The sequence below is a fragment of the Parapedobacter koreensis genome, from assembly GCF_900109365.1.
Taxonomy (GTDB): Bacteria; Bacteroidota; Bacteroidia; order Sphingobacteriales; family Sphingobacteriaceae; genus Parapedobacter; species Parapedobacter koreensis.
The window spans coordinates 702,082-728,244 of the sequence record NZ_FNZR01000001.1 but is presented as its reverse complement, the minus strand read 5'-3'; the positions used below and the strand labels follow the sequence as shown (position 1 = coordinate 728,244).

The window sequence follows — 26,163 nt, the reverse complement described above, 5'->3', positions numbered from 1 at the left end:
GGTATTTTTCATTTATTTTAGTAATGAAAATCGGAGAGAAGCAGAAACCAATTAAATTATGATGACGGTTGGACTTTTTATTCCCTGTTATATGGATCAGCTTTACCCCAATGCTGCGATTGCCACATTGGAATTGCTGGAGGGTTTGAGCCTTGATGTAGTGTATCCATTGCACCAAACCTGCTGTGGCCAACCGTTGGCAAACTCGGGTTTCAGCCATTTAACCCAGGGCTGCAATGCGTTATTCATCGAAAATTTTTCCAGGTTTGATTATGTCGTATGTCCGTCGGGCAGCTGTGCATTACACATCAAGGAGCACCTGTCGTCGTTGAATCAGCAAGAAGATGCCACTGCATTAGCATCGCGGGTTTATGAGCTCGTTGAATTCCTGACCGATGTCATTAAGATACAAGCATTGGACGCCAGTTTTCCGCACAAGGTAAGCTTACACCACAGCTGCCACAGCCTCCGTGGCCTATATTTAGCCCAGATGAGCGAGCTTTCGTCTCCGACTTTTTCCAAACCAAACGACCTGCTGAACATGGTAGACGGCCTGGAGTTGGTGAAGTTGGAGCGATCCGACGAATGTTGCGGTTTTGGTGGCACATTCTGTGTTTTTGAAGAAGCCGTTTCCGCCAAAATGGGTAAGGACAGGGTGGATGATCATGTCGTCAGCGGGAGCGAATACATCACCTCCTCGGATATGTCGTGCTTAATGCATATGGAAGGAATATTAAAGCGAAACCATAGCGCGACTAAGGTCATCCATATCGCAGAAATACTCAACTCGAAATCAGCACCAAACATTGAACCAAAAGGATAGCAAACATGGATCATGCATCATTGGCAAGCACGTTTAACAAGGATGAGCCGCGTGTCGATTGGCACGACGAGTCGCTTTGGTGGGTACGGCAAAAGCGCGATCTGCAGGCTCGAAGTGTAGCGGACTGGGAAGTGTTGAGGGAAGTGGCATCAGCGATCAAGAACAATGTCCTTGCCAATTTAGGAACCTACTTGCAAGCATTCGAATCACATGCCATCAAACGGGGCATCGTTGTGCACTGGGCTGCCGATGCAGGCGAGCACAATGCCATCATTCACCGTATTCTCGAGGAAAACCGGATTACCGCTATGGTAAAAAGTAAATCGATGCTAACGGAGGAGTGTGGTTTGAATGCCTACTTGGCTGATCGCGGGATTCATGTGGTAGACTCTGATTTGGGCGAACGTATATTGCAGTTGGCAGATGAAAGGCCAAGCCATATCGTGATGCCAGCCATCCATAAGAAAAAAGAAGAAATAGGCGAACTATTCCATGAGTTTCTTGGGACACCCAAAGGGGAATCTGATCCCCAGCGGCTGACGGAGGCTGCCCGCCTGCACCTCAGGGAAGTTTTCCTGACGAGAAAGGCGGCCTTGACGGGTGTCAATTTTGCAATAGCCGAAACGGGCGAATTTGTGGTATGTACCAATGAAGGGAATGCTGACATGGGTGCCCATTTATCGGATGTGCATATCGCATCCATGGGTATCGAAAAATTGATACCGCAACGTGAACACCTGGGTGTTTTTTTAAGGTTGTTGGCACGAAGTGGTACGGGACAACCCATTACTACGTATTCCAGCCATTTTAGTGGTCCCCGGCAAGGCCAGCAGATGCATATCGTCATCGTAGATAATGGCCGAAGCACCCAATTGGGGCGTGCTGATTTCAAGGCCTCACTGAAATGCATCAGGTGTGGGGCGTGTATGAACACCTGTCCTGTTTATCGGCGGAGCGGTGGATATAGTTACCGTACTACTGTGGCTGGGCCTATCGGATCCATTTTGGCACCGAATCTGGACATGCGTGACTATGCCGACCTTCCTTTTGCTTCTACGTTGTGCGGATCGTGCACCAACGTATGCCCGGTTAAGATCGATATACACGAACAACTCTATAAATGGCGTCAAGTGCTGGCGAAGGAAGGGCATGTCGCCCATTCGAAAAGCCTATTGATGAAAGGGGCAGCAGCAGTACTATCCCGGCCTTCATGGTACCAGGTTTCCGGCAAGTTACTGAGGTGGTTTCTCCGGCATTTCCCGAAGATTGCCAGTAAATTTACAAAATGGTCCGATCACCGGGAATTGCCAGAAGCGCCGAAGCAGACCTTTGCTGGCTGGTATAAGCAAAACAGGGTTGAGCGGAATGGCTAATGACTGACAACGCGATATGGACAGCAAACGTAAGATTCTTGATGCCATTGCAAGGCACAAACACCCACCAGTTCCTTTGCCCGATCTGGATAGGCTGGGATTTATTAGCGGCGATCAGGTAGCAGCTTTCACCGCGACGTTGACGGCGATTGGAGGGCGGAGCTTTCAACTCGGCGGGAAAATGGCCATCGCCGAAAAGGTTCGCGAATTATGGGGTGGGCGGGGACGTGTTATTACCACACTGGATTACCTCGCGGATGTGGGTGAACAGGTCTTCCCCGGAGACATCATACCGCAGCGCCTCCATGATGTTGAACTGGCTATTATTGAGGCAAGGTATGCAGTTGCCGAGAATGGTGCGGTTTGGATACCCGAAGTGCTCATGGGACACCGTATCGTTCCGTTCATTTGCCAACACTTGGCTGTGGTAGTACCGATTGGTGCTATCTTACCTACGATGCATGATGCATATCGCTTGATCGGCAGTGAACAGTATGGGTTTGCTTGTTTCATTGCCGGCCCATCTAAAACGGCAGACATTGAACAAGCATTGGTATTGGGGGCTCATGGGCCGCGGACGATGACGGTTTTTATCTTGGTGGAAACCACTTAAAAAAATATAAATAACCTATGGAAATAAAAAACATCCGGATACGGAGCAATTTGGCCGAGGTATATGCAGACATCTATACCCCGGAGGTACTTGAGCTTTTATCTTCCCTGGCGCATCATAATGCACCTATCAAGGAGCTGATGGCCGAGCGGTTGAGACTGAGAGCCGAGCGGCAAGCTTTGGGTGCACGGATTCATTTCCTCGATGAAACGGGGTATATTCCCGGAACACACATAAAGATTCAGGATGCGAGGGATGGAAATTTTGAAGGCTCGGAAATACCGCCCGATCTGCGACGGCAGTGGATTCAGGGAACGGGCCCGGCAGCAAAACCGGGTGTACCCCTCGAAAAAAGTATCCGCAATGTCGCTTATGCGTTACTGTCAGGAGCCGATGGGTGGATGTTTGATGGTGAGGATGCGCTTGGCCAGATCCAAACCATGTCGCTGGATAACCAACGTAACCTTAAGCTTGCCATCGGCGGCGCACCTATCTTTACTCAAGTGGCCAAGAAAGTTGCCGAAGAAATGAACCAGTGGTCGCTGGGTTTTCTGGGGTGTGGCATTGTGGAAGATTGGGAAGCGCAATTGGGTTTTACCACCAAAATTTTCCGTCCCCGGGGGTTGCATTTGGACGATCGCCATGTCTGTCACACCGATGGGAGCGGTATGGCAGCATCCATCGTTGATCTCACACTTTATGTGGTCAACAACTACAAAAAATTGCAGGAGAACGGTTCGTCAATCGTGTTGTATTTGCCTAAAATACAGACAGCCAGGGAGGCTGCCTTATGGAACGAGCTGATTTCAGATTTGGAAAACAACCTCCAGCTATCCCTTGGTACCATAAAGGTTTACGTCTTGGTAGAGCAGTTGGAGGCGACCTTTCAATTGATGGAGATACGTGCCGTGCTCGGCAAACATTTTGTCGGGTTTAACACGGGACGATGGGATTACATCAACAGTGTTTCGGATGCCATGGCGTGGGATAATGACTTTATTAATCCCAACATAGACAACATTACCATGACATATGGTTACATGGCTAATTATGAAGATCGGGTTCGGCGTGCTGTAAATACCCCCGATGTCAACGGGAATTTTGCGCTATGGCAGGGGGGCATGGAACCCAATATTCCGGTGGGATCTGTAGACGGCGTGGCGACCAGCATGGCAAAAGCCATCGCAGGAGCAGAGCGGGAGCAACGTGCCGGGGCAAGCGGGAAATGGGTTGCACATTGGAAGATGGTTAACATTGTGCGGCCGGTGTGGGGGAAAATCCAAGCTGAGAATCAACTGGGTTGGGATTTCCCGCCATTGACCTATACTGACGAGGATGCTAAAGGACTGACCCAACTGGCGGCGGCTCCCATTACCATTCGGGGAGCTCGGGATTTGCTGAGCGTAGCTCTTCAATATGGGAATGCTTTCGGGCAGGGCATGCAAGCAGCCGCCCTCAAACCGGCTGATTTTTTTGGTAATGACGATGTGCTTTACCTGATGGAGGATATGGCCACCGGGGAAATCAGGGTAAGCATCCTGTGGGAATGGGTGCATAAAGGTGCGCAGCTGACGGAGGATGATGATCAATCGAGCGTGAAGGCCGGAGCTATTTTTTCGCCGGATTTGTTTTTGAAGCTTTTGGATGACGAATATGGCAAATTGCTGAATGCCGATGATAAAGATGTCTACGCGTCCTCCAAACAAACGACGTTGCCCATCTCACGGGAAATCGTGGAGGCCTATGTGTTGAGCAGTACGAAATTCCCTTGGTTCATTGATTTGTTCAACATCAACATCGATAATACCAACCTTGAAATTGCTAAAAAGCGTATCGCATTGTTTATGGAAGCATTCGAAGCCGATGGGACAAGAATTACACACAACCTCGATGCCTGAAGTTGAAGGCGACAAAAATCATAGACAGATGAATATTGTAGTAACCGATGGATATACGGTCAATGGTGGCGACCTGGATTGGGGGCCTATCAGCGCCTTGGCTCATTTGACCAAGCTAAAGTTCATCGGTGTGCTCGCTACCAGGTACAACACTATCGATACCTCAGCGGCTGCTGCTTTTGGGATTGCGGTAAGCAACTAAACAGGGAGGAATATTGGAAACGTACATAAAAACTCGCAACACCCTTCTGTGTTTGGCCATTAACCTGATTGCAACATTTATCTCGGTGTCAGTTTGTCGGGCGCAGTTTCCAGAGAAAAATGAGTCGGCCTATCTTTTGCAGGGAGCCATAGATTTCCACGTGCATTCCGCCCCGGATTTCTTTGATAGGAGCCTGACCGATCTGGAGTTGGCCGAGCTGGCTGAACGAAAGGGGATGAGCGCGTTTGTCATTAAGAACCATTTCATCTCCACGGTAGACAGGGCCATGCTGGTCAATAGCCGTTTTGAAAAGATCAAGGCGTATGGTGGGGTTGTGTTGAACAGATCCGTTGGAGGTATCAATCCAGCGGCTGTGGAATGGATGTGCAAAATGTCTCCAGTATATGGGAAAATAGTTTGGTTCCCTACGCTGGATGCGGCTTTCCATAAGCGTATCGTCAAAGACAGTACCGCTGGCTTGTCTGTCGTTGATCCCAATCGCATCAGTGCAAAAACGATTGAAGTGCTCAAAATCATCGCGCGGGAAAACCTGGTGTTGGCCACAGGACATTTGTCGGCAGAGGAGATGGTAGCCTTGGTAAAAGAAGCAGTCCGGCAGGGTGTCGCGAATATATTAATCACCCATTGCCTTGCAGATTGGCCTAACCTAACTCATGCACAAATGACCGAATTGGCGAAAGCGGGCGCACTGCTTGAACTAACCTACTTGAGCTACTTGTCGGGACCGCAGGCTCCGGTAAATTTTCTGAAAAATTCCAAGCATGTGTCTATGCAAACAATGGCAGAAGCCATAAAAACCATCGGAGCCGAGCATTTCATCATCAGCAGTGATTTGGGACAAACGGGCAACCCCATACCACCCGACGGCATGAAGTTATTTATCGCCATGCTTATGGAAAATGGAATCACGGCAGAAGAAGTTCGTTGGATGATACGCCGGAATCCTGCCAGGCTCTTGGGGATAGAGTGACGTGGATAGGATAATATCATGGGTTACATGGTTAAAATATGGCCGTATCCAAACATAGATTCTGACTAATTTTGAAAGGTTGGTAAACTGAGCACTGCGGAACACACGACCATGGTTAAACAAACGGTTATGAAAAAAAAAGATCGCTACATGTGGTATTGGTTGTTTATGGGAATGACCTGTATACACGTGCCTGCATACGCGCAAATTGGCGAGGGATTCGTGCCCTGCCAGGAAATGCCGGACTTAATTACCCGATACCAAGCGGACTATAATTCGCTCCAGATTGCGTATACCGTTGAATATGCTCCTGAACGCCGGGAGCGGTTCGATAAATTGGAGCGCGACTACCTAACCTTATTGGATAAGATCGATTTCAATAGCTTGCCGCAGGAATGCCAAGTAGATTATATTTTATTCAAGCGTGACAGGGAGGAAAACCTCCGGTTGTCCAAAGGAGCGGAATCGGAGGTTTCTAAAATCACCAACTGGTTCCCGTTTGCCGATTCCATTTATGCGGTAGAACGTTTCCGTCGTGATGGCGGCGAAATCCCGCATTCCGAAAAACTGGCTCTGTTGTATGCGGATATTACCAAGCAGGTAAAGGCGCTCCGCGAAAAACTTAACGCGGAAGAGGGGCTTAATGTGGTCAACATTTACACAGCCGATCAAGTCATTACGGGACTTAAGACAGCGCTGCGGAGCTCCTACGAATTTTACAATGGCTATGATCCGCTCTATACGTGGTGGATTCCCATGCCTTATGAAAATTTGGTGAAGGAGCTTAACGGATATGCCAATGATTTCCGGCAAAAATTGGTCAGCGGAAGCCTGCAAATGGATAACAGCGGTATCGTGGGTAAACCTGTAGGCCGTGAGGAGCTGATCCGCCTGTTGCAATATAATCTTATCCCGTATACGCCGGAAGAGCTAATTGAAATCGCGGAGAAGGAATTTGAATGGTGTGATGCTGAGGCATTGAAAGCCTCACGAGAGATGGGTTTTGGCGATGATTGGAAAGCGGCACAGGAAAAGGTCAAGCAGACCTATGTGCCAGCAGGGGGCAAACCGGCACTCATCCGACGGTTATTCAACGAATCGATGGATTTTATCAAAGGACATGATTTGGTGACCATTGATCCGCTGGCAGCGGAAGTTTGGGGGCTCCGGATGATGTCGCCGGAACGGCAACTCATCAACCCCTTCTTTACGGGGGGAACTTCGATCAGCATTTCTTATCCAACAAATACGATGGAAGTGGAGGATCGGATGATGAGCATGCGTGGGAATAATCCGCATTTTTCACGAGCGACCGTGCATCATGAATCAATCGTGGGCCACCATTACCAACGGATGCAAAACAATAGAAACCGTGTTTACCGATCGTTCGGCACACCATTCTGGACTGAAGGCTGGGCGCTTTATTGGGAGTTTCTACTGTATGATATGGATTTTCCGCAATCACCTGAAGATAGGTTAGGTATGTTGTTTTGGCGCATGCACCGGTGTGCGCGGGTTATTTTTTCGTTGAATTACCATTTGGGCAACTGGACTCCTCAGGAATGCATCGATTTCTTGGTAGACCGGGTAGTTTTCGAACGTGCGAATGCAGCAGCGGAAGTCAGGCGGTCGTTCGGGTTGGACATTACCCCGCTGTATCAACTGGCGTACATGATGGGTGGGCTGCAATTTTCAGGGTTAAAACAGGAGTTGGTGGACAGCGGGAAAATGTCCATCAAGGAATTTCATGATTCCGTATTGAAACTGAATGCGATGCCTGTGGAGATGGTGCGGGCTATATTGACAGGACAAAAGTTGACCAAGGATTTCAAAACGGGCTGGCGGTATTATGACCAAGCGCCATTCTGGAAATAACATGCTGTATATGCGATCAATAGGGGGAATGCCAAAGTTTTTCGCCGTACTGGCGGCCGTATCCTTATCCTGCGGTGATGGTCGTTTGTTGAATCCCACCCATGCGGTTTTTAATACACCAGCGCCGGAAACGTTTAACGTGATGCTTGAAACGAGCAAGGGAGACATCCTGTTGGAATTGAGGCGTGAATGGGCACCTCATGGGGTTGATCGCTTTTATAATCTTGTGCGGCATGGCTACTACGAGCAGGCCGCAGTATTCCGCGTGCGCGAGGGGACTTGGGCACAATTTGGGATAGCCGGCAATCCCAAGGTGGCACAAGCATGGCGTACGCAGACCATACCCGATGATCCGCGTAAGCTGTCGAATACCCGGGGGACGGTAGCCTATGCATTTAAAGATCCCAACGGTAGGACGGCCCAAGTATTTATTAATTTGACAGATAACCGAAGTACTCATGATGAAGAACCATTTGTGCCTTTCGCCAAAGTTGTAGACGGTATGGAGGTGGCAGATGCCTGGTACGCTGGATATGGCGAAGCGTCAGGGGGTGGTATCCGTGCGGGCAAGCAGGATTCAGTGTTTGCCTACGGGAACGATTATTTAATGCGCAAATTCTCGAAATTGGATTATATCCTTCGTGCACGAATCGTCAAACAGTAATAGCGCAAAATCTAAGATGGGCAGGCTGTATATAAATAAGGTAGATTACCAATTGTGGGCACCGATAAGGCAACTGCTTTTCCTTTGCGGTATGATCCTATGCATATCCGGATCTTTACATGCACAAACACCCCACAATGGTACTGTACATGAACCGGCTATGAATGATACGTGGCGGGCAATCAATACAGTAAGCCAACCTTCGACTTCGGGAAATGCCACGGCCGTGAAGGCGCTGCAAAATAAAACAGTCAATTTAGCGGGGTATATGATTCCGATTGAAAGCGGCTTGTCCCATAAGCGGTTCATGCTTTCCCTATTGCCGATTATGCAATGCATGTTCTGCGGGCAAAACGGGATCCCTCCCATGGTGGAAGTGGTCATGAAAGATGATGCGGTACCGTTCTCTGATTTTCCGGTAGAAATCCTTGGTCGGCTGTACGTGAACGTCAAAGCAGATGGGGGCATGGAAATACAACTTCTTGATGCGGAGTTGTACCAATAAGCAAATGGCGGCCTGTAAAATAGGTGGTAACGAACAAAATAACTCATGAAAAAATAATAGTAATAATGATAATGAAAAATACCCTAATCTTTTTTGTACTTGCTATGTTGCTGGCCGCCCCACGGGCTGGAATGGCTCAAGAACGCTATCCTGCACCTGTAGAGGGTGACTACGAGGTGATGGATTTCCGATTTGGAACTGGGGAAACACTTGCGAGGATGAACCTTCATTACACCACCATTGGTACACCCACAAAAGGATCCGACGGTAAGGTGAATAATGCTGTACTTATTATGCATGGAACGACAGGCAGCGGCCGTGGATTTCTCACTGATCGGTTTGCGGGAAACCTATTCGGCCCAGGCCAGTTGCTGGATGCGACGAAATACTTTATCATACTCACCGATGCGGTTGGCCATGGTAAATCCAGCAAACCAAGTGACGGTTTGCATATGAAATTTCCTAAGTATACCTACGATGATATGGTCGTGGCTCAATACAAACTATTGACAGAACATCTGGGCGTAGATCACCTACGACTTGTGATGGGCACTTCGATGGGGGGGATGCACACCTGGGTATGGGGCTATACTTATCCCGATTTCATGGACGCGTTGATGCCACTCGCCAGCTTGCCAGTCGAAGTGGCAGGCAGGAACCGTATACAACGGAAAATGGCCGTCGATTTAATCATGATGGATCCGGCGTGGAAGGGCGGCGAATATACGGAACAGCCGCGTACTGGACTCTCCGGAGCAATACTGGCATTGATGTATATGGTCAGCAGCCCATTGCAATGGCAATTGTCTGCACCAACCCGCGAACAAGCCGAGGAGATGCAGGGCGAAATGCTCAATCGATATTTGTCGACACTGGACGCCAATGACGTGATTTATGCTTACGAGGCATCACGGTTTTATAACCCCGAGCCCCATTTAGCAAAGATAAAAGCACCGTTGTTTGCGATTAATTCGGCGGATGATCAGGTAAATCCCCCCGAGCTGGGGCTAATGGAAAGAGCGATTGGGAAGGTGAAAGGTGGAAAGTATATCTTAATACCGATTTCTGAGGAAACATCCGGACATGGCACGCATTCCAATCCCCTGATTTGGGGTAAGTACCTTAAAACGTTGCTGGAAAAGTCCAAACGGTGACCTCGCGGCAATAAGGCCGAAAAGAATAAGCCGCTACCAGTATTGTCCCTTTTAACGCAGCAGCAAGGGGAGGTATTGGGGCGGTTTTATCTTTTGATGCAAGGTGCGTATGCCGATTTTCCGTCCAATGTTTTTTGTATGGTGCCCAATTAGTTATAGATTTGCGACGGTTAGAATCTTTCATTATGATAGTTTACAAAAGCTTCCATTGGCACAATATCGGTGTTTTTCTGTTCTTTGCTGGTTTTTATCTTGCGGGGCTGCCCAGCGGCTTGGCACAACACGCACAATTACAGGGCAAGGTCACGGACAGGGCCCATGAGGCTATCAGCAATGCAACCGTCCAACTGCTAAACTCCAATTTGGCAACATCGACAGACGAGCAAGGGAATTTTGTTTTCGAACAAGTCTCCCACGGGACACATATACTGCGGGTAAGTGCCTTGGGCTACGCCACGGAAAACCATACGATACTGGTGGATGGAGATGCCGCTGCTGCTATCCAGTTGACTAACATGGAGAACCGGCTGGACGAAGCCATTGTGACGGCACATAAAATGGAAAGCGATCCGCATGATATTCCCGCAAGCTTATCAGTAGTCAGTGCGAAGGAAGTCGAGCAACAATATATCTGGAACATTATGGACGCGACAGCCGTGATACCTAATTTAAATATCGCCAATCCCGGCGACAACCGGAATGTTGCATCCATCCGTGGCATTACCACGACATCCTATAACCAAGCCGTGGCAACCTATGTGGACGGGGTAAATCAATTCGGCCTGGACACCTACATTCCCTATTTGCAGGACGTGGAACGCATAGAGGTACTTCGGGGGCCACAAGGTACGCTATATGGCCGCAACGCGATGGCCGGGGTCATTAACATCATCACCAAGCAGCCAACAAATAACGTAAGCGGGCTAGCAGAAGTGAATTTTGGAAACCATGGGCAACAACGCTATCTGTTGGGGGTGCGTACGCCGGTTGTGAAGGACAAATTATTTTTTGGGGCCTCTGGCATGTTTAATGGTTTGGACGGGTTCTATACCAATGATTTCGACGGTTCGCATTATGATAAACAACATACCGTATTTGGCAACTACTACCTGAAATACCTGCTAAATACGCAATGGGCGATGACCCTAAATTTCAAACATGTTTCCAACCGCAACGGCGGTGCTTTTTCGTTGATAATGGGCATGGATGATGCTTTTGGCAACCCCTTTCATCTGAATCAAAATGCGAAGACCACCATGGCCGATGAGTCACGTAATGTATCATTGGCGATCAATCATTTCGGCAATGCGCTCAATTTCAGCTCACAAACTGCCTTTCAATCCAACTACCGGTATTACCAAGATCCCATCGATGGCGATTTCTCACCATTGGATGCCATTTCGATTGTCAATGATTATGGCAAAAATTGGAATAACGTAAAGGTATTTACCCAGGAATTTAAGGTGTCTTCGGCTCCATCTAAAGACGCATTGATCAATTGGACAGCGGGTGCATTTTTGTTTCATCAGGACGCTCCTACCAAACAGGGGACGTATTTTGGAGCAGATGCCGGTATGATGGGGGAAGGTACGCCAACCTATGCGACCAGCATCTTGACCAATTCAGCGACCAACCAAGGAGCAGCGATTTTTGGTCAAATCGGTTTCCGTTTTGAAGGTGGATGGGAACTCCAAGCGGGGCTTCGGTATGATTATGAACATGCGCAGTTAAATGCGCTTGGGGAATTCCAACCCGATGGCGGGGACGTGATGGTTGTACAGCCTGATACTGCGGCATCGGCCAATTTCAATGCCCTTACGCCGAGCGTGAGCGTAAAGTATGCATTTGATGCAACGCACCATATCTATGGTAGCTATGCCCGTGGTTTCCGGGCGGGCGGGATTTCTCAATTGTCATCTGATCCGAGCGAGGCTTCATTGCGGCCGTTTGATCCGGAATATAGCAACAACATAGAGGTTGGTTCCAAGAACGTATTGCTGGATCAGCGCCTACAGCTGAATCTGGCAGTGTTTTATTCACGGGTGAATGATGCCCAAGTGCCTACATTGGTATTGCCGGACGCGATTACGGTGACCCAAAATACAGGTCGGATGGAGAGCATGGGAGGTGAACTGGAAGCTACTGCACGCGTGGCGCGGCATCTGAGCCTTTGGGGCAATGTCGCATTTACCCATGCTCGTTATTTGGATCTGAATACGGTTGGTGAAGGCGGCAACGTACAATTGGAAGGCAACCGCCCGGTATTTACACCAGATTGGACTGCTTTTTTAGGCGGCCAGTACACCATACCTTTGGCCAAACGGCAACAATTTCAAGTGGGGGTGTATGGGAAGTTTGTCGGCCAGCAATATTTTACGGTGGAGAATACATTGGGCCAGGCTGCCTATAGCCTGCTAAATGTAAATATTGGCTATTCATTGCTGGGTTATGAAATCATCTTTTGGGGCCAAAACTTGGCCGATAAGCGTTATATAGACTATGCTTATGATTTTGGCTTTGCCGCTGTTCATATGGGAAGGCCTGCTACCTACGGCCTGACGCTAAGGAAACGGTTTGGGTAATGGTCAAAGCGTCAAAAACTTCTGACGGTATTCCGTTGGCGTCATGCCAACGAACGTTCGAAACTGTTTGTTGAAATTGGAAAATGTATTGAATCCCGATTCATAGCAGATTTGCGCGATGCTCTTTACTTCTTCGGTAGCGAGCAATTTACAGGCATGACGGATACGGAGCTCCGTAAGAAAATAGGAAAACGATTTGCTGGTTTTCATCGTGAAATACCTGCTGAATGACGTAGGCGTCATATTCAGCAGCGAGGCTACTTCCTCCAAGGTGATTTTATGCCTGAAGTGCCTGGCGGCATAGTTGTATACCGTATTTATGCGGCTTGTTTCTACGTCTTTCAGTTGATAATACACCGTGTCGTCGTGCAGCAATCGGTATTCTTTGCTTTTGGAAAGCAGATCAAGTATGCTAAAGAATTGGATGATACTTTCCAGGCCATGCAGGTGAACCAGTTCGGTCATTAACTTAATGGTTATTTGGGCTGTTTTTCCATAAAGTTCCATTCCCCGCCTTACTTTTTCCAACAGCATTTTGAGTTGCATAAACTCTTCTTTGTCGATAAGGGGGGCAAGCGCTGTTGCATTGAAGTAAATGACGAGGCCCCGGCTGTTTTTTTCGCTATACGGATCAAAGTAGCATTCATCACTGCGCCAGAGGTGGGGGATATTGGGGCCGAGGAACGTCAGATCACCGCTGTCAAATGGTTTCACGGTATTACCAATAAACTTGGTCCCCGTGCCCGCTAATACGAGGAAGAGCTGGTATTCCATATGCGCATGCCAGGTTGCGTCGAAATGTTTATCATGGAGTTCACGCACAAAAAAAATATTGGTTTCGGGGATTCGTGTCTTTTGGACGGCGGTTTTTTTGGGTAGGGCATCCATGATGGTTTATTTTAAATAAACGAGCAATTCCCCCGTTTATTATAAGGAAATGTTAGTCGATTATCCAATAATTCGGAAAGGGTGATGCCGATTGGAAAAGATACAGTCAAGATGTGTTAATCCATAGGTGGATTGGCATTGCATAAGCGCTTACCTTAGTGAAATAATAACCAATTATGGCTTTACAGGTAAAACTCGGTGTAAGCACTTGGCTATGGATGTCTCCATTTCGTACAAAGGATGCTGGTGTGTTGTTTGAAAAGATTGCGATGCTCGGCTATGATACGGTGGAAATCGCCGTGGAAGATCCGCGATTGATTGATACATCTACCATTAGGGGGGCGCTATTGATGAATAAGTTGGAAGCGGTCATTTGTGGAGCGTTTGGTCCCACGAGAGATTTGACCAGCGATGATGAGCATTTGCAGCAAACGGGACTGACCTATATTGAAGCATGTTTGGACATCGCAAGTGCATTGGGAGCGCGGCTTGTTGCTGGCCCCATGTATGCCGCTGTGGGGAAAGCCCGGATGGTGCCGCCCGAACAGCGTGCTATCGAATGGGAGCGGGCAGTTGCAAACCTGCGGAAGGTATGTGAGAAGGCCGCAACCAAAGGCTTGCAACTCGCGTTGGAGCCGTTGAACCGGTTTGAATCGGACTTGGTGAATAATGTGGATGACGTGCTCCGCCTTATTCGTGATATCGACCATCCAGCAGCCAAAATATGCTTGGATATGTTCCATATGAATATCGAGGAACCCGATCCCGAAGCGGCCATCCGAAAGGCGGGCGATAAGCTGATTCATATGCAAGTATCGGAAAACTACCGTGGTACACCTGGTACGGGAAATGCAAATTGGGATGCTTACTACCGTGGATTAATAGCCATTGATTACGCAGGGGCAGTATCGATTGAAAGCTTTACGCCGGAAAATAAGGAGCTGGCAGGTGCCGTGTGCATCTGGCGCAACTTGGCCGAGGATCAGGATACCTTTGCCCGTGAGGGACATGCTTATTTGCGTAAGTGGGCAACAGGCTATTACAGTTGACGAATATAAAAGAACGAATTATGAGCAAACAACCAATTAATATAGCGATTGTTGGCCTGGGTTTCGGAGCTGAGTTTATTCCGATCTATCAGCGGCATCCAGGTGCCAATATGTATGCCATCTGCCAACGAAATGAAGAAAGCCTGAATAAAGTTGGCGAGGCTTTCGGCATTGAAAAACGGTACCGGGATTATGATGAGTTATTAACGGACAACCAGATTGATGCGGTACATATCAATACGCCCATTCCCAATCATGCCGAGCAATCGTTAAAAGCACTCCGGGCAGGCAAACATGTGGCTTGCACGGTGCCAATGGCGACCACGGTTGAAGAATGCCGGCAATTAGTGGAAGCTGTAGCGGAAACCGGATTGACTTACATGATGATGGAAACCGTGGTATACGCCCGTGAGTTTCTCTTCATGAAAGCGTTATATGATACAGGCGAATTGGGCAAACTCCAGTTTCTCAAAGCCAGCCACCAACAAGACATGGATGGATGGCCGGATTATTGGCCGGGTTTGCCGCCGATGCATTATGCCACGCATTGTGTAGGCCCTGTGCTGGGGCTTACGCGCAGTGAAGCGGAGTATGTATCATGCTTCGGTTCGGGCACGATTAGCGAAGGATTACATCATTATCACAACTCACCCTTTGCGGTGGAAACTGCCCACATCAAATTCAAGGATTCCGATTTAAGTGCGCATGTATATCGTTCGCTGTTTGATACGGCCCGCCAGTACCGGGAAAGTTTTGAGGTATATGGTTCAAAAAAAACGGTGGAGTGGCCTTTGATAGAAGGCGACCCCTTGATTGTACATACAGCCAAGAAGCCGGAGCCTGAAATCCCCGAAGCGGTGAAATGCCCCGACTATGCGCATTTACTTCCTGAACCTATCCGGCGCTTTACTAGGGGTGGTGTATATGATAAAGCAGGCAACCAGCACCTGTCTTTTATTCAAGGGGCAGGCCATGGCGGCTCCCACCCACATTTGGTACATGAGTTTATCAGCGCGCTGGTGGAAGGGCGCCATCCTTTTCCAAATGCACAGCAATCAGCCAATATCACTTGTGTGGGCATTTTGGCGCATGAATCCGCACTAAAAGGTGGAGAAATCATTCGGCTGCCAGAGTTTACATTATCGGGCGAGTAAAAGGCAGTGCCATGAAGGGCTTGTTTTTTTAGTTAATAAACGTCAATTGAACATAAAATGAATGGGTTAATAAAAATAGGGCTATCGATGCTGCTGCTATTGTTCTTTTTGGGCTGTGGTAGCCAAAAAAACCGGGATGATGGGCCAAGGCGGCTGGAACTGTTTTTCCTTGGCCATGCCAGCAAACACCATGATTCGGAATTGTTAGCCAATATCTTGGCGCAGGAATATTTTCCGGAAGGGATCAACATAACCTATTCCGTAGACCCGGAAGACCTTACACGGAAGGACTTGCATCGATACGATGGGCTGATTGTATATGCCAACCATGATTCCATCAGCCCAACGCAAGAGCAGGCACTGTTAGATTATGTGGCTTCCGGTAAGGGGTTTATCCCCTTACATTCGGCTTCATTTTGTTTCCGTAATTCACCGGAAGTGGTAGCGCTCATTGGCGGGCAGTTTAAAAGTCATGGTGGCGAGGCGTTTTCCGCTGAAATTGTCAAGCCCGACCACCCGGCGATGGAGGGCGTACAACCTTTCGAGACGGAATGGGATGAAACCTATGTGCATGATAAGATAGCGGACGATATCGTCGTATTGATGGAACGCGTGGACAGCACGCATCGCGAACCGTATACCTGGGTAAAGGAATATGGAAAGGGCCGGGTATTCTATACGGCCTTCGGCCATGACGAGCGGGCATTCCGCAACCCAGGATTCCTACAACTGGTAAAAAGTGGCATCCTTTGGGCCGTTGGAGATGATGCAGTTAAAAAAATGAAGGAATACGCCATTGCCCAACCTGCCTACGAAGAAGGAACGATGCCCAATTACGAGCGCCGTGACCCACCACCAAGATACCAGCATCCCCTAAGCCCGGAAGAATCGCAGACATTAATACAAGTACCGGTAGGATTCCGGCTGGAACTGTTTGCCAGCGAACCGGACATCAAAAAGCCCATTGCTATGGATTGGGATGAAAAAGGTAGGCTTTGGGTGATCGAAACCGTCGATTACCCGAATACCGTGCGGAATGATAAAGGGGAAGGCGATGACCGCATTACCATCTGTGAGGATACCGATGGTGATGGCAAGGCAGACAAATTCACGGTGTTTGCCGAAGGATTGAATATTCCCACCGCTTTTGCATTTATCAATGGCGGTATTGTGGTTGCGCAAGCTCCTCAATTTTTGTTCTTGAAAGACACCGATGGGGATGACAAGGCCGATGTGCGCGACGTATGGATAGACGGCTGGGGGACTTATGATACCCATGCGGGGCCGTCCAATTTGCGGTATGGAATGGACAACAGGATTTGGGGTACGGTGGGTTATTCGGGTTTCGAGGGAACAATAGCAGGCAATCCTGTTAAATTCGGGGCCGGTATCTATCAATTTGATCGGGAGGGAAAGCAATTTGAATATTTAGGAAACACGACCAACAATACCTGGGGCCTCGGGTTCTCCGAAGAATTTGACGTCTTTATCTCCACGGCTAATAACGAGCACAGCGATTTTTTCGCCATTCCTTTACGTTATTACGAAAAGGCTAATCTACATGAGCGCGGGATAGAAAAGATTGATAGCCACTATAACATGCATGTGCTTACGAAAGAACTCCGGCAGGTGGATGTGCATGGTGGTTTTACCGCCGCGGCGGGCCACAGCTTGTATACTGCCCGTGCTTTTCCGCAAGAATATTGGAACAGGGTGGCGTTTGTTTCCGAGCCGACGGGACGGCTGGTACACCGCCATATTTTGGAGCAGGTGGGATCCGGTTTCAAGGAACAGGGTGATGGCTGGAATGTGGTGGCCAGTTCGGACAATTGGTTTGGGCCAGTGGAAGCAGAAGTAGGGCCGGATGGTGCATTGTGGATACTGGATTGGTATAATTTCGTCATCCAGCACAACCCAACGCCGCAGGGGTTTGAAAACGGAACGGGCAACGCTTATATCGACCCGCTGCGGGACAACACGAAAGGGCGTATCTATCGGTTGGTCCATGAAGATGCCAAACGTTATAAACCCTATGCATTGAATCCTGATCGTAAAGGCACGTTGGTGGATGCACTGAAAAGCGACAATCTGTTTTGGCGGCTCACTGCGCAACGGCTGCTCGTTGAATCTGGTGATAGAGGAATTGCCAGCGATTTATATAAGCTCATACAAGATACATCAGTAGATGAGGTGAATGTCAATGGTGCGGCTACCCATGCCATCTGGGCTTTGCACGGTTTGGGCTTGCTGGATGGGCCTGATGAAAAAAGCGTGTCAGTAGTCGCAGGAGCGTTGAGACATCCGGCACCCGGTGTGCGACGGGCGGCTGTCCAAACACTGCCTATAAGTAAATCTGATGTGGTACAGGAACTTCTTGCGTCTGGCGTGATCCACGACCCGGACTTGCGTGTGCGTTTAGCGGCTTTCTTGGCACTGTCGGATGCCGCACCAGTAGCGGAAATCGGTAAAGCCATTTTCGAAGCCGTACAGCAGCCGGATAACATAGCCGATAAGTGGGTGTCTCATGCCTTGCTTATCGCTGGCGCTGCGCACCGACAGGCTTTCATGAATGAATACCATCAGAAACTGGGACATCCTGATCTTTCCAATGCCGAAGGTTCGTTTGCGGAACGTATCATTGCAGGTAAACGCATGACGGTGCTTCAGCAAATTCCCGAACTGGACGATGCGTCTGTAACCATCAAGGCCGTCATCGGTGAAATGAAATACGATTTGACGAGCTTTACAGCTAAGGCAGGGCAGACGTTGAAAATCAGCTTCGAAAACCCGGATCACATGCAGCATAACTTGTTGATCTTGAAGCCAGGAACGCTGGATCGGGTGGGGCAGGCTGCGGATGAATTGGCCAAGCAGCCTAATGGTATGGATATGCAGTATATCCCTGATACGCCGGATGTGCTGTTCAGTACCCCATTGGTCAATCCGGAGGGGCGGTATGAGCTGACCTTTACGGTTCCTGACACGCCGGGTGAATACCCCTATGTGTGTACGTTTCCGGGGCATTGGCGCATTATGAAGGGCATCATGCGGGTGATAAGATGATGTTTACTTGGATTAGTAGGCCAACAAACGTCCACAAGCAATAACCGCTATCCAAACTATGATGGAAAAAAGTGCGCAAATTTTTGCTCCAAAAGGCGGGCTTTCCTGAATTTTTGGTTTGATGTGCCGATTGATAATAATTTGATGAAATACCAGGGCGTTAAGCCCCGCGGCACCCAGTAAGACCAATTTAAGCCAGAACGTCGGGTCAAAAGCCAGGGATGTAGCATTGGTCAAGAATAGCAACATGCCAGATGGTATGATAACTAGTAATCCCCGTGCCGACCAAGGTAATAAATGGCGTGAAAGTATGGGCAAGGGTAGATTTTTGGAAAAGCCTAATAAACGCAGATCAAATAAAAACGCGGCCCCTACAAGCATGACAATCCCTACAATATGTATAATTTCCAAAGCGGGGTAAGCCCATAAGGATTGCCGGATGCTTATTGCCAATGGGGTGTTTTCCAACCATTCAAAAAAATGCGATACCGTGGCGTGCATCGATTAACGCAACTCGTATTTTTCGCCCCCGATAAATATCCGTTCGGCACGCATCTCTGTCTTTTTGGTTTTATGCGGATAAGCTACTATCCGTAGGGAAGTTCCTTTTTTGATCATGTCTGCGGATACCCCACGGAGTTTCATCCGGCTTGCAGGAGCGAGATAAACTGTCCAGGTAGCGTCGTTGTACGTTACTTCAGCTAATGCGTGTGGATTTTCATAGACAGCATGCTCAATCGTCGTCTGGAAATCCAACACTTTCGTTTGGTCATAATTGGCCCATCCGTGATGGAAATACGTAAATGATACGCCAAGCAAAAATACCATTGCCAGCGTAATGCCTTTTAAATAAACCATGGCTGTTGGTTTTATGTTTTTTAACAACTCAATACCAATCAGATAAACAAAGAAAGAGGCGTTATGTTTGTGTGCAGGAGGCAAAAAATAATTACGGTAAATGGGCCGCTAACCAAGGTGTTTTTTTCTTACTTGTTAATTTTTTGCTGTGCGATTAAGCTTAGAAATGCTATTGCTATCCTAATTCTTACTCAATTTTATAGCATTGTAAAGATTGGCTTACATCATCACGGGCATTCGATGATTTTTGAATGAATGTTTTATTTTTGGTTTGACACTTAAACTCGTGCCTAAAGCTTCTGTCGCTGAACAATGTCCAGCTTTTCTAATTTACTTACTTAATTAATCATACTTACCTATGAATGCCTTACAACACCTTTCACGTGGTTTTATTTGTTGCGTGCTTACAGGCGGTGCACTATTTAGCTGTAAGCGGGATATTCCCGCATCGCCAACTGTCACCGAATCAGCTCACGCCGTCACTTTTAAATTATCCGGTTTTGAATCCGACATTGTGCCGTTGTCGAAATCATCTGCGGTTGACCACCCGGCCTTCGGGAGACTTAGCGCAGGTATGTTAGCCCAGCGGAATATTGAACCCAGCCCGGAGTCTCAATACGTATATTATTGGTCTTTTAATGACGAAACGTTAGAACCGGATATTGCAGTGGATGAAGTAGGGGCGGAGATTACGTTTGAGGCGGCTACGGAACCTGATTTTGGAAGCGGTTTTGGTTTGGCACCAGTGGAGGCAGGCCAAGCATGGAGTGTTCCAGGGGCACAAACGGTTGAATTTAATCTGCCTTTGTATGATATCGAATCGCTCACAACCTTTGCTTTTGATATAAGTAGTTCTAATACAGGGCCGAAGGATTTTTTGCTGACATATTCTGTGGATGGTGGTGATAGTTATGAGGTATTGAGTGCGAATAACCAATTTGGGAATATGGGAGCTCAATCTCGTAATCAATATGCTTTTGATTTGAATATCGTATCGGAATTTGTCGGTACTGTGGCATTAAAAATAAAAATTGAATTTCTGCCCGGCAATAGGGGATCGGCAGGCGATTACAACGGGCGTACCGGGGTCGTAAAACTCGACAACATCCGCCTTTCGGGGGTGTATACGGGTGCACCCACCGGCGATCCATCAGCGCCCAGTACGCTGCGTTATTATATCTTTTCCGCTGATGACGGTCATGTAGTCAAACAACAGGAATTGCCAATGGACGAATTAAGCGGAGACGGGACAATGGAGATCCTTCTGACCGAAGGCGCTTACGATATTGTATTCTTGGCTTACCGATCTCGCGGAGAACTTTTATTGCCCGATGAGGTAAATAACGCCAGGGACTTCTATTTCGGTCAGCATTTCGATGATCATGAAGCCATCACTTATGCGTCATTCATCAGAAACGTTGAAGTGACTGACGCCGATATCGAGGAAACGGTCACGTTGGAACGGTGTTACAGCCTGGTCGCGTTCGATTTTACGGACATCGTGACGGATCTTCTTGCCGTAAAGAAGATAACGGTGACGCGGCTGCATGACAATTACCTGTATACGCCGTTTGGTGAAACAACAGAACAACCAATCACTAATGTGCAAACCATCGTATTTAGTGGTTTTAGGAATGCGGAAGATTACCGGATTGCCTTTCATCAATTCTTGGGAATAGTACCCGATGTTCGCCAGGTGAATTATGAGGTGATTGCATACGGTGAAGAGGACGAATTATTGAACAGCGTGACAATTGATGAACAGATAACGAACAGTGTGCGGCTAACGTTCAGCGGGCGATTGACTGGTGGCGCAGGCCGTATTAACGGCTTCAACGTGGTGCTTGATGCAACGTGGCGTGACGATGTAGAAAAGGCGTTTTGACGTTAAAATGCTTCGCTTAATGACAGGTAGAACCCGCCTTGGCGTTTTTCGCCAGGGCGCTGTTCGCCGACACCATATTCCAACCGGACGCTGCTATTGTGTTCCAAATCAAAAAAGTAGCGTAGTCCCCCACCGTAGGAGGGTATGAATCGGGCATTTTTAAGGCCGTCATGATACGTGGAACCCGTGCCAGCAAAAGCGGCTATACCGATGCGTGGGTGAAAGCGGTAACGGAGTTCGCCTTGTGCCTCAAGTAGGCTACGATCCCGATAACGGCCAAGGTAATACCCACGCATCATCATATCACCACCCAATTCGCGGTATACGTAAAAAGGTACCCGTGGGCCCATAGTGGTTTCAAAACGACTGTTTAGTCCAAATGTGAGCTGATTCGTCAATGGGAAAAAAGCGCGCAGGTCGATATCCAGGAGACTGCCCTTAAACTGATGGCCACCGCCGATACCGGGGGAATACGCATATTTTGCACGGGCATAATACCCGTTGGTGGTGTACGTATTCCTATTGCGCGTGTCATACAATTGAGAGATGCCAATGAGAGCGTGTTGCCCGCCCGTCTGGCCATAGGGAGGCATATGCTCAAATATTCCGTCGCTTTCTTTGTCAAAAAATGTCAAATGCTCATAAGTAAAGTTGAGCCCTGCATAATAGTTGGGTGCCAGCTTACGTTCGCCCTCCAGCCGTATCCTGATCATGCGTTGGGTTAAGACATCGCTACTGGATTCTTCGGTTTGATTACCTAATCCATAATAATTGAAAGGGAAATTCCGAAAACGTAATTCACCCGCGTAATGGTAGAGATTGTCCGTAGTCCAGATATCTGATTCCAACTTAAGGTTGGTCTGCCGCTCTGTAGTAAACGTGCCGATAAACGTGAGGTTAGAGGTGCGGATTAGGTTGTCTGCTTTATTCAAGTAAAAATTATAAACACCGGCTAGGCCAAATTCGATTCCGGTTTCCTGGGCATATCCCAAGGCGGGGACAACAATGAAGCCTGCTGACCGCGTACTGTCTTTTTCGGGGGAAACGAATCGCTTGACAAGCGGGTGTTCCCAAAGGCTTCTTCTTTCCTGTGCAAAGGCAGGGAATATAGCACCTCCAATGAACAGGCAGATTAAATAGCGTAGAACAAATCCCATAGTAATTTCTGCGGGGCGAAGATAAGGATAAGAAGCGGAATTGTGGCGATGTCACGCACGATGATCAGGCCGTATCAGATTTTTGTAAATAATTTTTGTATTAAAACAAGTTTGTATATCTTTGCAGTCCCTAAGGAAAAGGGGTGTTTTTCAAGGTTTAAATTTAGTGATTAAACTAAGTGAGGCACACTAAGTAGGGCGGTTGGGGAAAGTTGTTCCCTGTGTTTTTTGAAGGTTTTGCCTCCTTAGCTCAGCTGGTAGAGCAACTGACTTGTAATCAGTAGGTCGCTGGTTCGATCCCGGCAGGGGGCTCTAAGTTGGGGGGATTCCAGAGCGGTCAAATGGGACGGACTGTAAATCCGTTGCTTCGGCTTCGAAGGTTCGAATCCTTCTCCCCCCACCATAAGCGGAAGTAGCTCAATTGGTAGAGCGATAGCCTTCCAAGCTATAGGTTGCGGGTTCGAGACCCGTCTTCCGCTCATAAATTGTGTAGATTGATACTCTGTCAAACCATCCATAGCGGTGAATTGGCGGGGATTTGGATTGTAAACACAAAGCCGATGTAGCTCAGCGGTAGAGCACTTCCTTGGTAAGGAAGAGGTCATGGGTTCAAGTCCCATCATTGGCTCGTAAGAGTAACTATATTCATACATAAAATTTTAAATTACTAATTCGCATAACAATGGCAAAAGAGAAATTTGACCGCAGTAAACCGCACTTAAACATTGGTACGATCGGTCACGTTGACCACGGTAAGACAACAACTACCGCTGCAATTACAAAGGTATTAGCAGATAAAGGACTTTCTGAGGCCCGTTCTTTTGATTCAATCGACTCTGCTCCTGAGGAAAAAGAACGCGGTATCACCATTAATACAGCACACGTTGAATACCAAACAGCCAACCGCCACTATGCGCACGTTGACTGTCCAGGCCACGCTGACTATGTGAAGAACATGGTTACTGGTGCTGCTCAAATGGACGGAGCTATCATTGTAGTTGCTGCTACAGATGGTCCCATGCCACAAACTCGCGAACACATCCTGTTGGCTCGTCAGGTAGGTGTGCCTGCATTGGTCGTGTTCATGAACAAGGTAGACTTGGTAGACGATCCGGAATTGTTGGATTTGGTGGAAATGGAAATCCGCGAGTTGTTGTCGTTCTACGAATACCCAGGTGACGATATCCCTGTGATTCGTGGTTCAGCACTTGGTGGTTTGAACGGAGAGCCTCAATGGGTAGACAAAATTATGGAATTGATGGATGCTGTGGATAACTACATTCCAATTCCTCCGCGGTTGACGGATCTTCCGTTCCTGATGCCTGTGGAAGACGTATTCTCCATCACAGGCCGTGGTACGGTAGCCACCGGACGTATTGAGCGCGGTGTAATCAACACCGGCGATACTGTTGATATTTTGGGTATGGGTGCCGAGAATTTGAAATCCGTGGTTACGGGTGTGGAAATGTTCCGTAAGATTTTGGATCGGGGTGAAGCTGGTGACAACGTAGGATTGTTGTTGCGTGGTATTGAGAAAACCGATATCCGTCGTGGTATGGTTATCTGTAAACCAGGTTCCGTAACTCCGCACACCGAATTCAAAGCAGAAGTATACGTATTGTCAAAGGCTGAAGGTGGTCGTCACACGCCATTCTTCAACAAATATCGTCCGCAATTCTATTTCCGTACGACAGACGTAACAGGAGAGATTGCACTTCCAGACGGTGTAGAAATGGTGATGCCTGGTGATAACGTAACGATTACCGTGAAGTTGATCAACGCTATCGCTATGGAAAAAGGCCTTCGTTTCGCTATCCGTGAAGGTGGCCGGACCGTTGGCGCTGGACAGGTGACTGAGATTATTAAATAATCACGTCCCTTTGGGATAAAATTCCATCGATTAGCTAATCAGTTATTTGGCTGATTAGCTAATCGTGTCTAAATAAATACACGGGCATAGTTCAATGGTAGAATAGAGGTCTCCAAAACCTTTGATCTGGGTTCGAATCCTGGTGCCCGTGCTAACTGTTAACAGGACATGGCAAACGTACTTGAATTTTTAAAAGACTCTTACACAGAGATGGGTCAAAAGGTCACTTGGCCCACTTGGTCGCAGCTGCAAAGTTCTGCCGTGGTGGTGTTGGTAGCCTCGATAATTATTGCATTGGTTATCTTTGCGATGGATAAGGCGTCGAGTAGTGTGCTGGAGCTGTTCTATAATATTGGGTCTTAATTGTTGGGAAAGAAGAAATGGCAGATCAAGGACTGAAATGGTATGTTGTGCGGGCTGTGAGCGGCAAGGAAAAAAAAGTTAAGCAATATATTGAAGCCGAAATAAACCGTTTGGGCATTAATCACCTTGTTCCTCAGGTGTTGATTCCAATGGAGAAATATTACCAAATGCGCGACGGAAAGAAAGTTGCTAAGGAGCGTAATTTTTATCCGGGTTATGTGCTGTTAGAAGCGGCGTTGGATGGTGAGTTGGAGCACGTAATTAAGAATATCAATAGTGTAGTAGGCTTTCTGGGTGATAAGGACGGTACGCCCATACCATTGCGTCCGGCTGAAATTAACCGTATTTTGGGAAAAGTGGACGAAATGTCCGGGCAGGGCGAAATGATGAGCGTGCCTTTTTATGTGGGTGAACTGGTGAAGGTAAATGATGGCCCATTCAATGGATTTACGGGTGAAATTGAAGAAGTGAACGAAGAGAAGAAGAAATTGAAGGTGATGGTAAAGGTCTTTGGCCGTAAGACACCATTGGAATTAAATTATATACAAGTAGAAAAGGAATAAGCTAACGGTCGGCACGACCTAAATTTTTTTCTTTATCTCTTGTTATTAAGTTTTTTTTTGTACCTTTGCACTCCATTTTGGGGTGCTTGTGCAATTAAGCGATAAGCGCTTCAAAATCTAAATGTTACGTTATATGCTTCCAACTTACTAACAAACATTTATTAATTAAATCAACATCGTTAAAAATGGCAAAAGAAGTCAGTGCGTTAGTAAAATTACAAGTGAAGGGCGGCGCTGCGAATCCATCACCTCCGGTAGGCCCAGCATTGGGTGCTAAAGGGGTGAATATCATGGAGTTTTGCAAGCAATTCAATGCACGTACCCAGGATAAACCCGGTAAAGTACTGCCCGTTGTCATTACGGTGTATAGCGACAAATCGTTCGATTTTATCATCAAAACTCCTCCCGTTGCCATTCAGCTTATCGAAGCTTCGGGTTTAAAAGGGGGCTCTGGCGAGCCTAACCGGAAAAAGGTTGGCGCAGTTTCTTGGGAACAAGTGGAAGCCATTGCTAAGGATAAGATGCCTGATTTGAATGCGTTTACACTGGAATCTGCCATGAAGATGGTGGCAGGTACGGCACGCAGTATGGGGATTACCGTGAACGGTAACGCGCCCTGGAACAATTAATTAA

23 protein-coding genes and 5 tRNA genes are annotated in these 26,163 nt (G+C 47.8%); 24 read left to right on the top strand and 4 right to left on the bottom strand.

The features are described 5' to 3' along the window. The first annotated feature begins 58 nt into the window (after nucleotides 1-58). The 11 genes from BMW65_RS03000 (at nucleotide 59) to BMW65_RS02950 (ending at nucleotide 12,680) form a co-directional block, all read left to right on the top strand. Complete coding sequence (locus BMW65_RS03000) at nucleotides 59-823, top strand: (Fe-S)-binding protein (protein WP_317040391.1); 765 nt, start codon at nucleotides 59-61, stop codon at nucleotides 821-823. Between the two features lie 5 nt (nucleotides 824-828). After that, on the top strand, nucleotides 829-2,196 hold the full coding sequence (locus tag BMW65_RS02995; protein WP_090602624.1) for a lactate utilization protein B: 1,368 nt from the start codon (nucleotides 829-831) through the stop codon (nucleotides 2,194-2,196). 16 nt (nucleotides 2,197-2,212) lie between these two features. Then, nucleotides 2,213-2,809, top strand: a complete 597-nt coding sequence (locus BMW65_RS02990; RefSeq protein WP_090602622.1) for a LutC/YkgG family protein — start codon at nucleotides 2,213-2,215, stop codon at nucleotides 2,807-2,809. A 17-nt stretch (nucleotides 2,810-2,826) separates the two neighbouring features. Then, nucleotides 2,827-4,707 (top strand): aldolase/citrate lyase/malate synthase family protein, encoded by a 1,881-nt coding sequence (locus BMW65_RS02985; protein ID WP_090602621.1) that lies wholly within the window; start codon nucleotides 2,827-2,829, stop codon nucleotides 4,705-4,707. Between the two features lie 28 nt (nucleotides 4,708-4,735). Next, the gene (locus BMW65_RS24040; RefSeq protein WP_177180974.1) at nucleotides 4,736-4,909 is read left to right on the top strand and encodes a hypothetical protein; all 174 of its coding nucleotides are present in this window, start codon (nucleotides 4,736-4,738) and stop codon (nucleotides 4,907-4,909) included. An 85-nt stretch (nucleotides 4,910-4,994) separates the two neighbouring features. Then, nucleotides 4,995-5,900 (top strand): DUF6282 family protein, encoded by a 906-nt coding sequence (locus BMW65_RS02975; RefSeq protein ID WP_143053780.1) that lies wholly within the window; start codon nucleotides 4,995-4,997, stop codon nucleotides 5,898-5,900. A 129-nt stretch (nucleotides 5,901-6,029) separates the two neighbouring features. Then, entirely contained in the window at nucleotides 6,030-7,775 is a 1,746-nt protein-coding gene (locus tag BMW65_RS02970; RefSeq protein WP_218145327.1) for a DUF885 family protein, read from the top strand. 28 nt (nucleotides 7,776-7,803) lie between these two features. Further along, a complete protein-coding gene (locus BMW65_RS02965) occupies nucleotides 7,804-8,439 on the top strand; it encodes a peptidylprolyl isomerase (protein WP_177180973.1) in 636 nt (211 codons plus the stop codon). A 160-nt stretch (nucleotides 8,440-8,599) separates the two neighbouring features. After that, on the top strand, nucleotides 8,600-8,944 hold the full coding sequence (locus BMW65_RS02960; protein ID WP_177180972.1) for a hypothetical protein: 345 nt from the start codon (nucleotides 8,600-8,602) through the stop codon (nucleotides 8,942-8,944). Nucleotides 8,945-9,015: 71 nt separating this feature from the next. After that, complete coding sequence (locus BMW65_RS02955; RefSeq protein ID WP_090602613.1) at nucleotides 9,016-10,098, top strand: alpha/beta fold hydrolase; 1,083 nt, start codon at nucleotides 9,016-9,018, stop codon at nucleotides 10,096-10,098. A gap of 185 nt (nucleotides 10,099-10,283) precedes the next feature. Further along, a complete protein-coding gene (locus BMW65_RS02950; protein ID WP_090602612.1) occupies nucleotides 10,284-12,680 on the top strand; it encodes a TonB-dependent receptor in 2,397 nt (798 codons plus the stop codon). Between the two features lie 3 nt (nucleotides 12,681-12,683). On the opposite strand, the gene BMW65_RS02945 is transcribed toward BMW65_RS02950, so the two are convergent. Then, a complete protein-coding gene (locus BMW65_RS02945; RefSeq protein WP_090602610.1) occupies nucleotides 12,684-13,568 on the bottom strand; it encodes an AraC family transcriptional regulator in 885 nt (294 codons plus the stop codon). Between the two features lie 176 nt (nucleotides 13,569-13,744). Here BMW65_RS02945 and BMW65_RS02940 point away from each other — a divergent pair, with 176 nt between their 5' ends. From BMW65_RS02940 to BMW65_RS02930, 3 genes are read left to right on the top strand one after another with little or no spacing between them, the layout of a single operon-like run. Then, nucleotides 13,745-14,617, top strand: a complete 873-nt coding sequence (locus tag BMW65_RS02940; RefSeq protein WP_090602609.1) for a sugar phosphate isomerase/epimerase family protein — start codon at nucleotides 13,745-13,747, stop codon at nucleotides 14,615-14,617. A 20-nt stretch (nucleotides 14,618-14,637) separates the two neighbouring features. Beyond that, nucleotides 14,638-15,771 (top strand): Gfo/Idh/MocA family protein, encoded by a 1,134-nt coding sequence (locus tag BMW65_RS02935; RefSeq protein WP_090602978.1) that lies wholly within the window; start codon nucleotides 14,638-14,640, stop codon nucleotides 15,769-15,771. 57 nt (nucleotides 15,772-15,828) lie between these two features. Continuing rightward, nucleotides 15,829-18,834: a PVC-type heme-binding CxxCH protein gene (locus tag BMW65_RS02930; RefSeq protein WP_090602607.1), complete on the top strand. Its 3,006-nt coding sequence runs from the start codon at nucleotides 15,829-15,831 to the stop codon at nucleotides 18,832-18,834. A 12-nt stretch (nucleotides 18,835-18,846) separates the two neighbouring features. On the opposite strand, the gene BMW65_RS02925 is transcribed toward BMW65_RS02930, so the two are convergent. Beyond that, complete coding sequence (locus tag BMW65_RS02925; protein WP_218145326.1) at nucleotides 18,847-19,302, bottom strand: DUF6644 family protein; 456 nt, start codon at nucleotides 19,300-19,302, stop codon at nucleotides 18,847-18,849. Nucleotides 19,303-19,338: 36 nt separating this feature from the next. After that, the gene (locus BMW65_RS02920) at nucleotides 19,339-19,692 is read right to left on the bottom strand and encodes a DUF6152 family protein (RefSeq protein WP_090602976.1); all 354 of its coding nucleotides are present in this window, start codon (nucleotides 19,690-19,692) and stop codon (nucleotides 19,339-19,341) included. Nucleotides 19,693-20,050: 358 nt separating this feature from the next. Here BMW65_RS02920 and BMW65_RS02915 point away from each other — a divergent pair, with 358 nt between their 5' ends. Then, a complete protein-coding gene (locus BMW65_RS02915; protein WP_143053778.1) occupies nucleotides 20,051-21,577 on the top strand; it encodes a hypothetical protein in 1,527 nt (508 codons plus the stop codon). Nucleotides 21,578-21,579: 2 nt separating this feature from the next. On the opposite strand, the gene BMW65_RS02910 is transcribed toward BMW65_RS02915, so the two are convergent. After that, a complete protein-coding gene (locus tag BMW65_RS02910; protein ID WP_090602603.1) occupies nucleotides 21,580-22,734 on the bottom strand; it encodes a BamA/TamA family outer membrane protein in 1,155 nt (384 codons plus the stop codon). A gap of 239 nt (nucleotides 22,735-22,973) precedes the next feature. On the opposite strand from BMW65_RS02910, the gene BMW65_RS02905 reads away from it, so the two are divergent. The 9 genes from BMW65_RS02905 to rplK all read left to right on the top strand — a co-directional run bounded on the left by BMW65_RS02905 (nucleotide 22,974) and on the right by rplK (nucleotide 26,159). Then, a tRNA-Thr gene (locus BMW65_RS02905) sits at nucleotides 22,974-23,046 on the top strand. Between the two features lie 7 nt (nucleotides 23,047-23,053). After that, nucleotides 23,054-23,137 (top strand) — tRNA-Tyr (locus BMW65_RS02900). A gap of 3 nt (nucleotides 23,138-23,140) precedes the next feature. Then, nucleotides 23,141-23,213 (top strand) — tRNA-Gly (locus tag BMW65_RS02895). A gap of 77 nt (nucleotides 23,214-23,290) precedes the next feature. Next, nucleotides 23,291-23,362, top strand: a tRNA-Thr gene (locus BMW65_RS02890). Between the two features lie 54 nt (nucleotides 23,363-23,416). Beyond that, complete coding sequence (gene tuf, locus BMW65_RS02885; protein ID WP_090602601.1) at nucleotides 23,417-24,604, top strand: elongation factor Tu; 1,188 nt, start codon at nucleotides 23,417-23,419, stop codon at nucleotides 24,602-24,604. 80 nt (nucleotides 24,605-24,684) lie between these two features. Then, a tRNA-Trp gene (locus tag BMW65_RS02880) sits at nucleotides 24,685-24,755 on the top strand. A 17-nt stretch (nucleotides 24,756-24,772) separates the two neighbouring features. Beyond that, entirely contained in the window at nucleotides 24,773-24,967 is a 195-nt protein-coding gene (secE, locus tag BMW65_RS02875) for a preprotein translocase subunit SecE (RefSeq protein ID WP_090602599.1), read from the top strand. Nucleotides 24,968-24,984: 17 nt separating this feature from the next. After that, nucleotides 24,985-25,530, top strand: a complete 546-nt coding sequence (gene nusG / locus BMW65_RS02870; protein WP_090602598.1) for a transcription termination/antitermination protein NusG — start codon at nucleotides 24,985-24,987, stop codon at nucleotides 25,528-25,530. Nucleotides 25,531-25,715: 185 nt separating this feature from the next. Beyond that, a complete protein-coding gene (rplK, locus tag BMW65_RS02865; RefSeq protein ID WP_090602596.1) occupies nucleotides 25,716-26,159 on the top strand; it encodes a 50S ribosomal protein L11 in 444 nt (147 codons plus the stop codon). Nucleotides 26,160-26,163 lie beyond the last annotated feature (4 nt).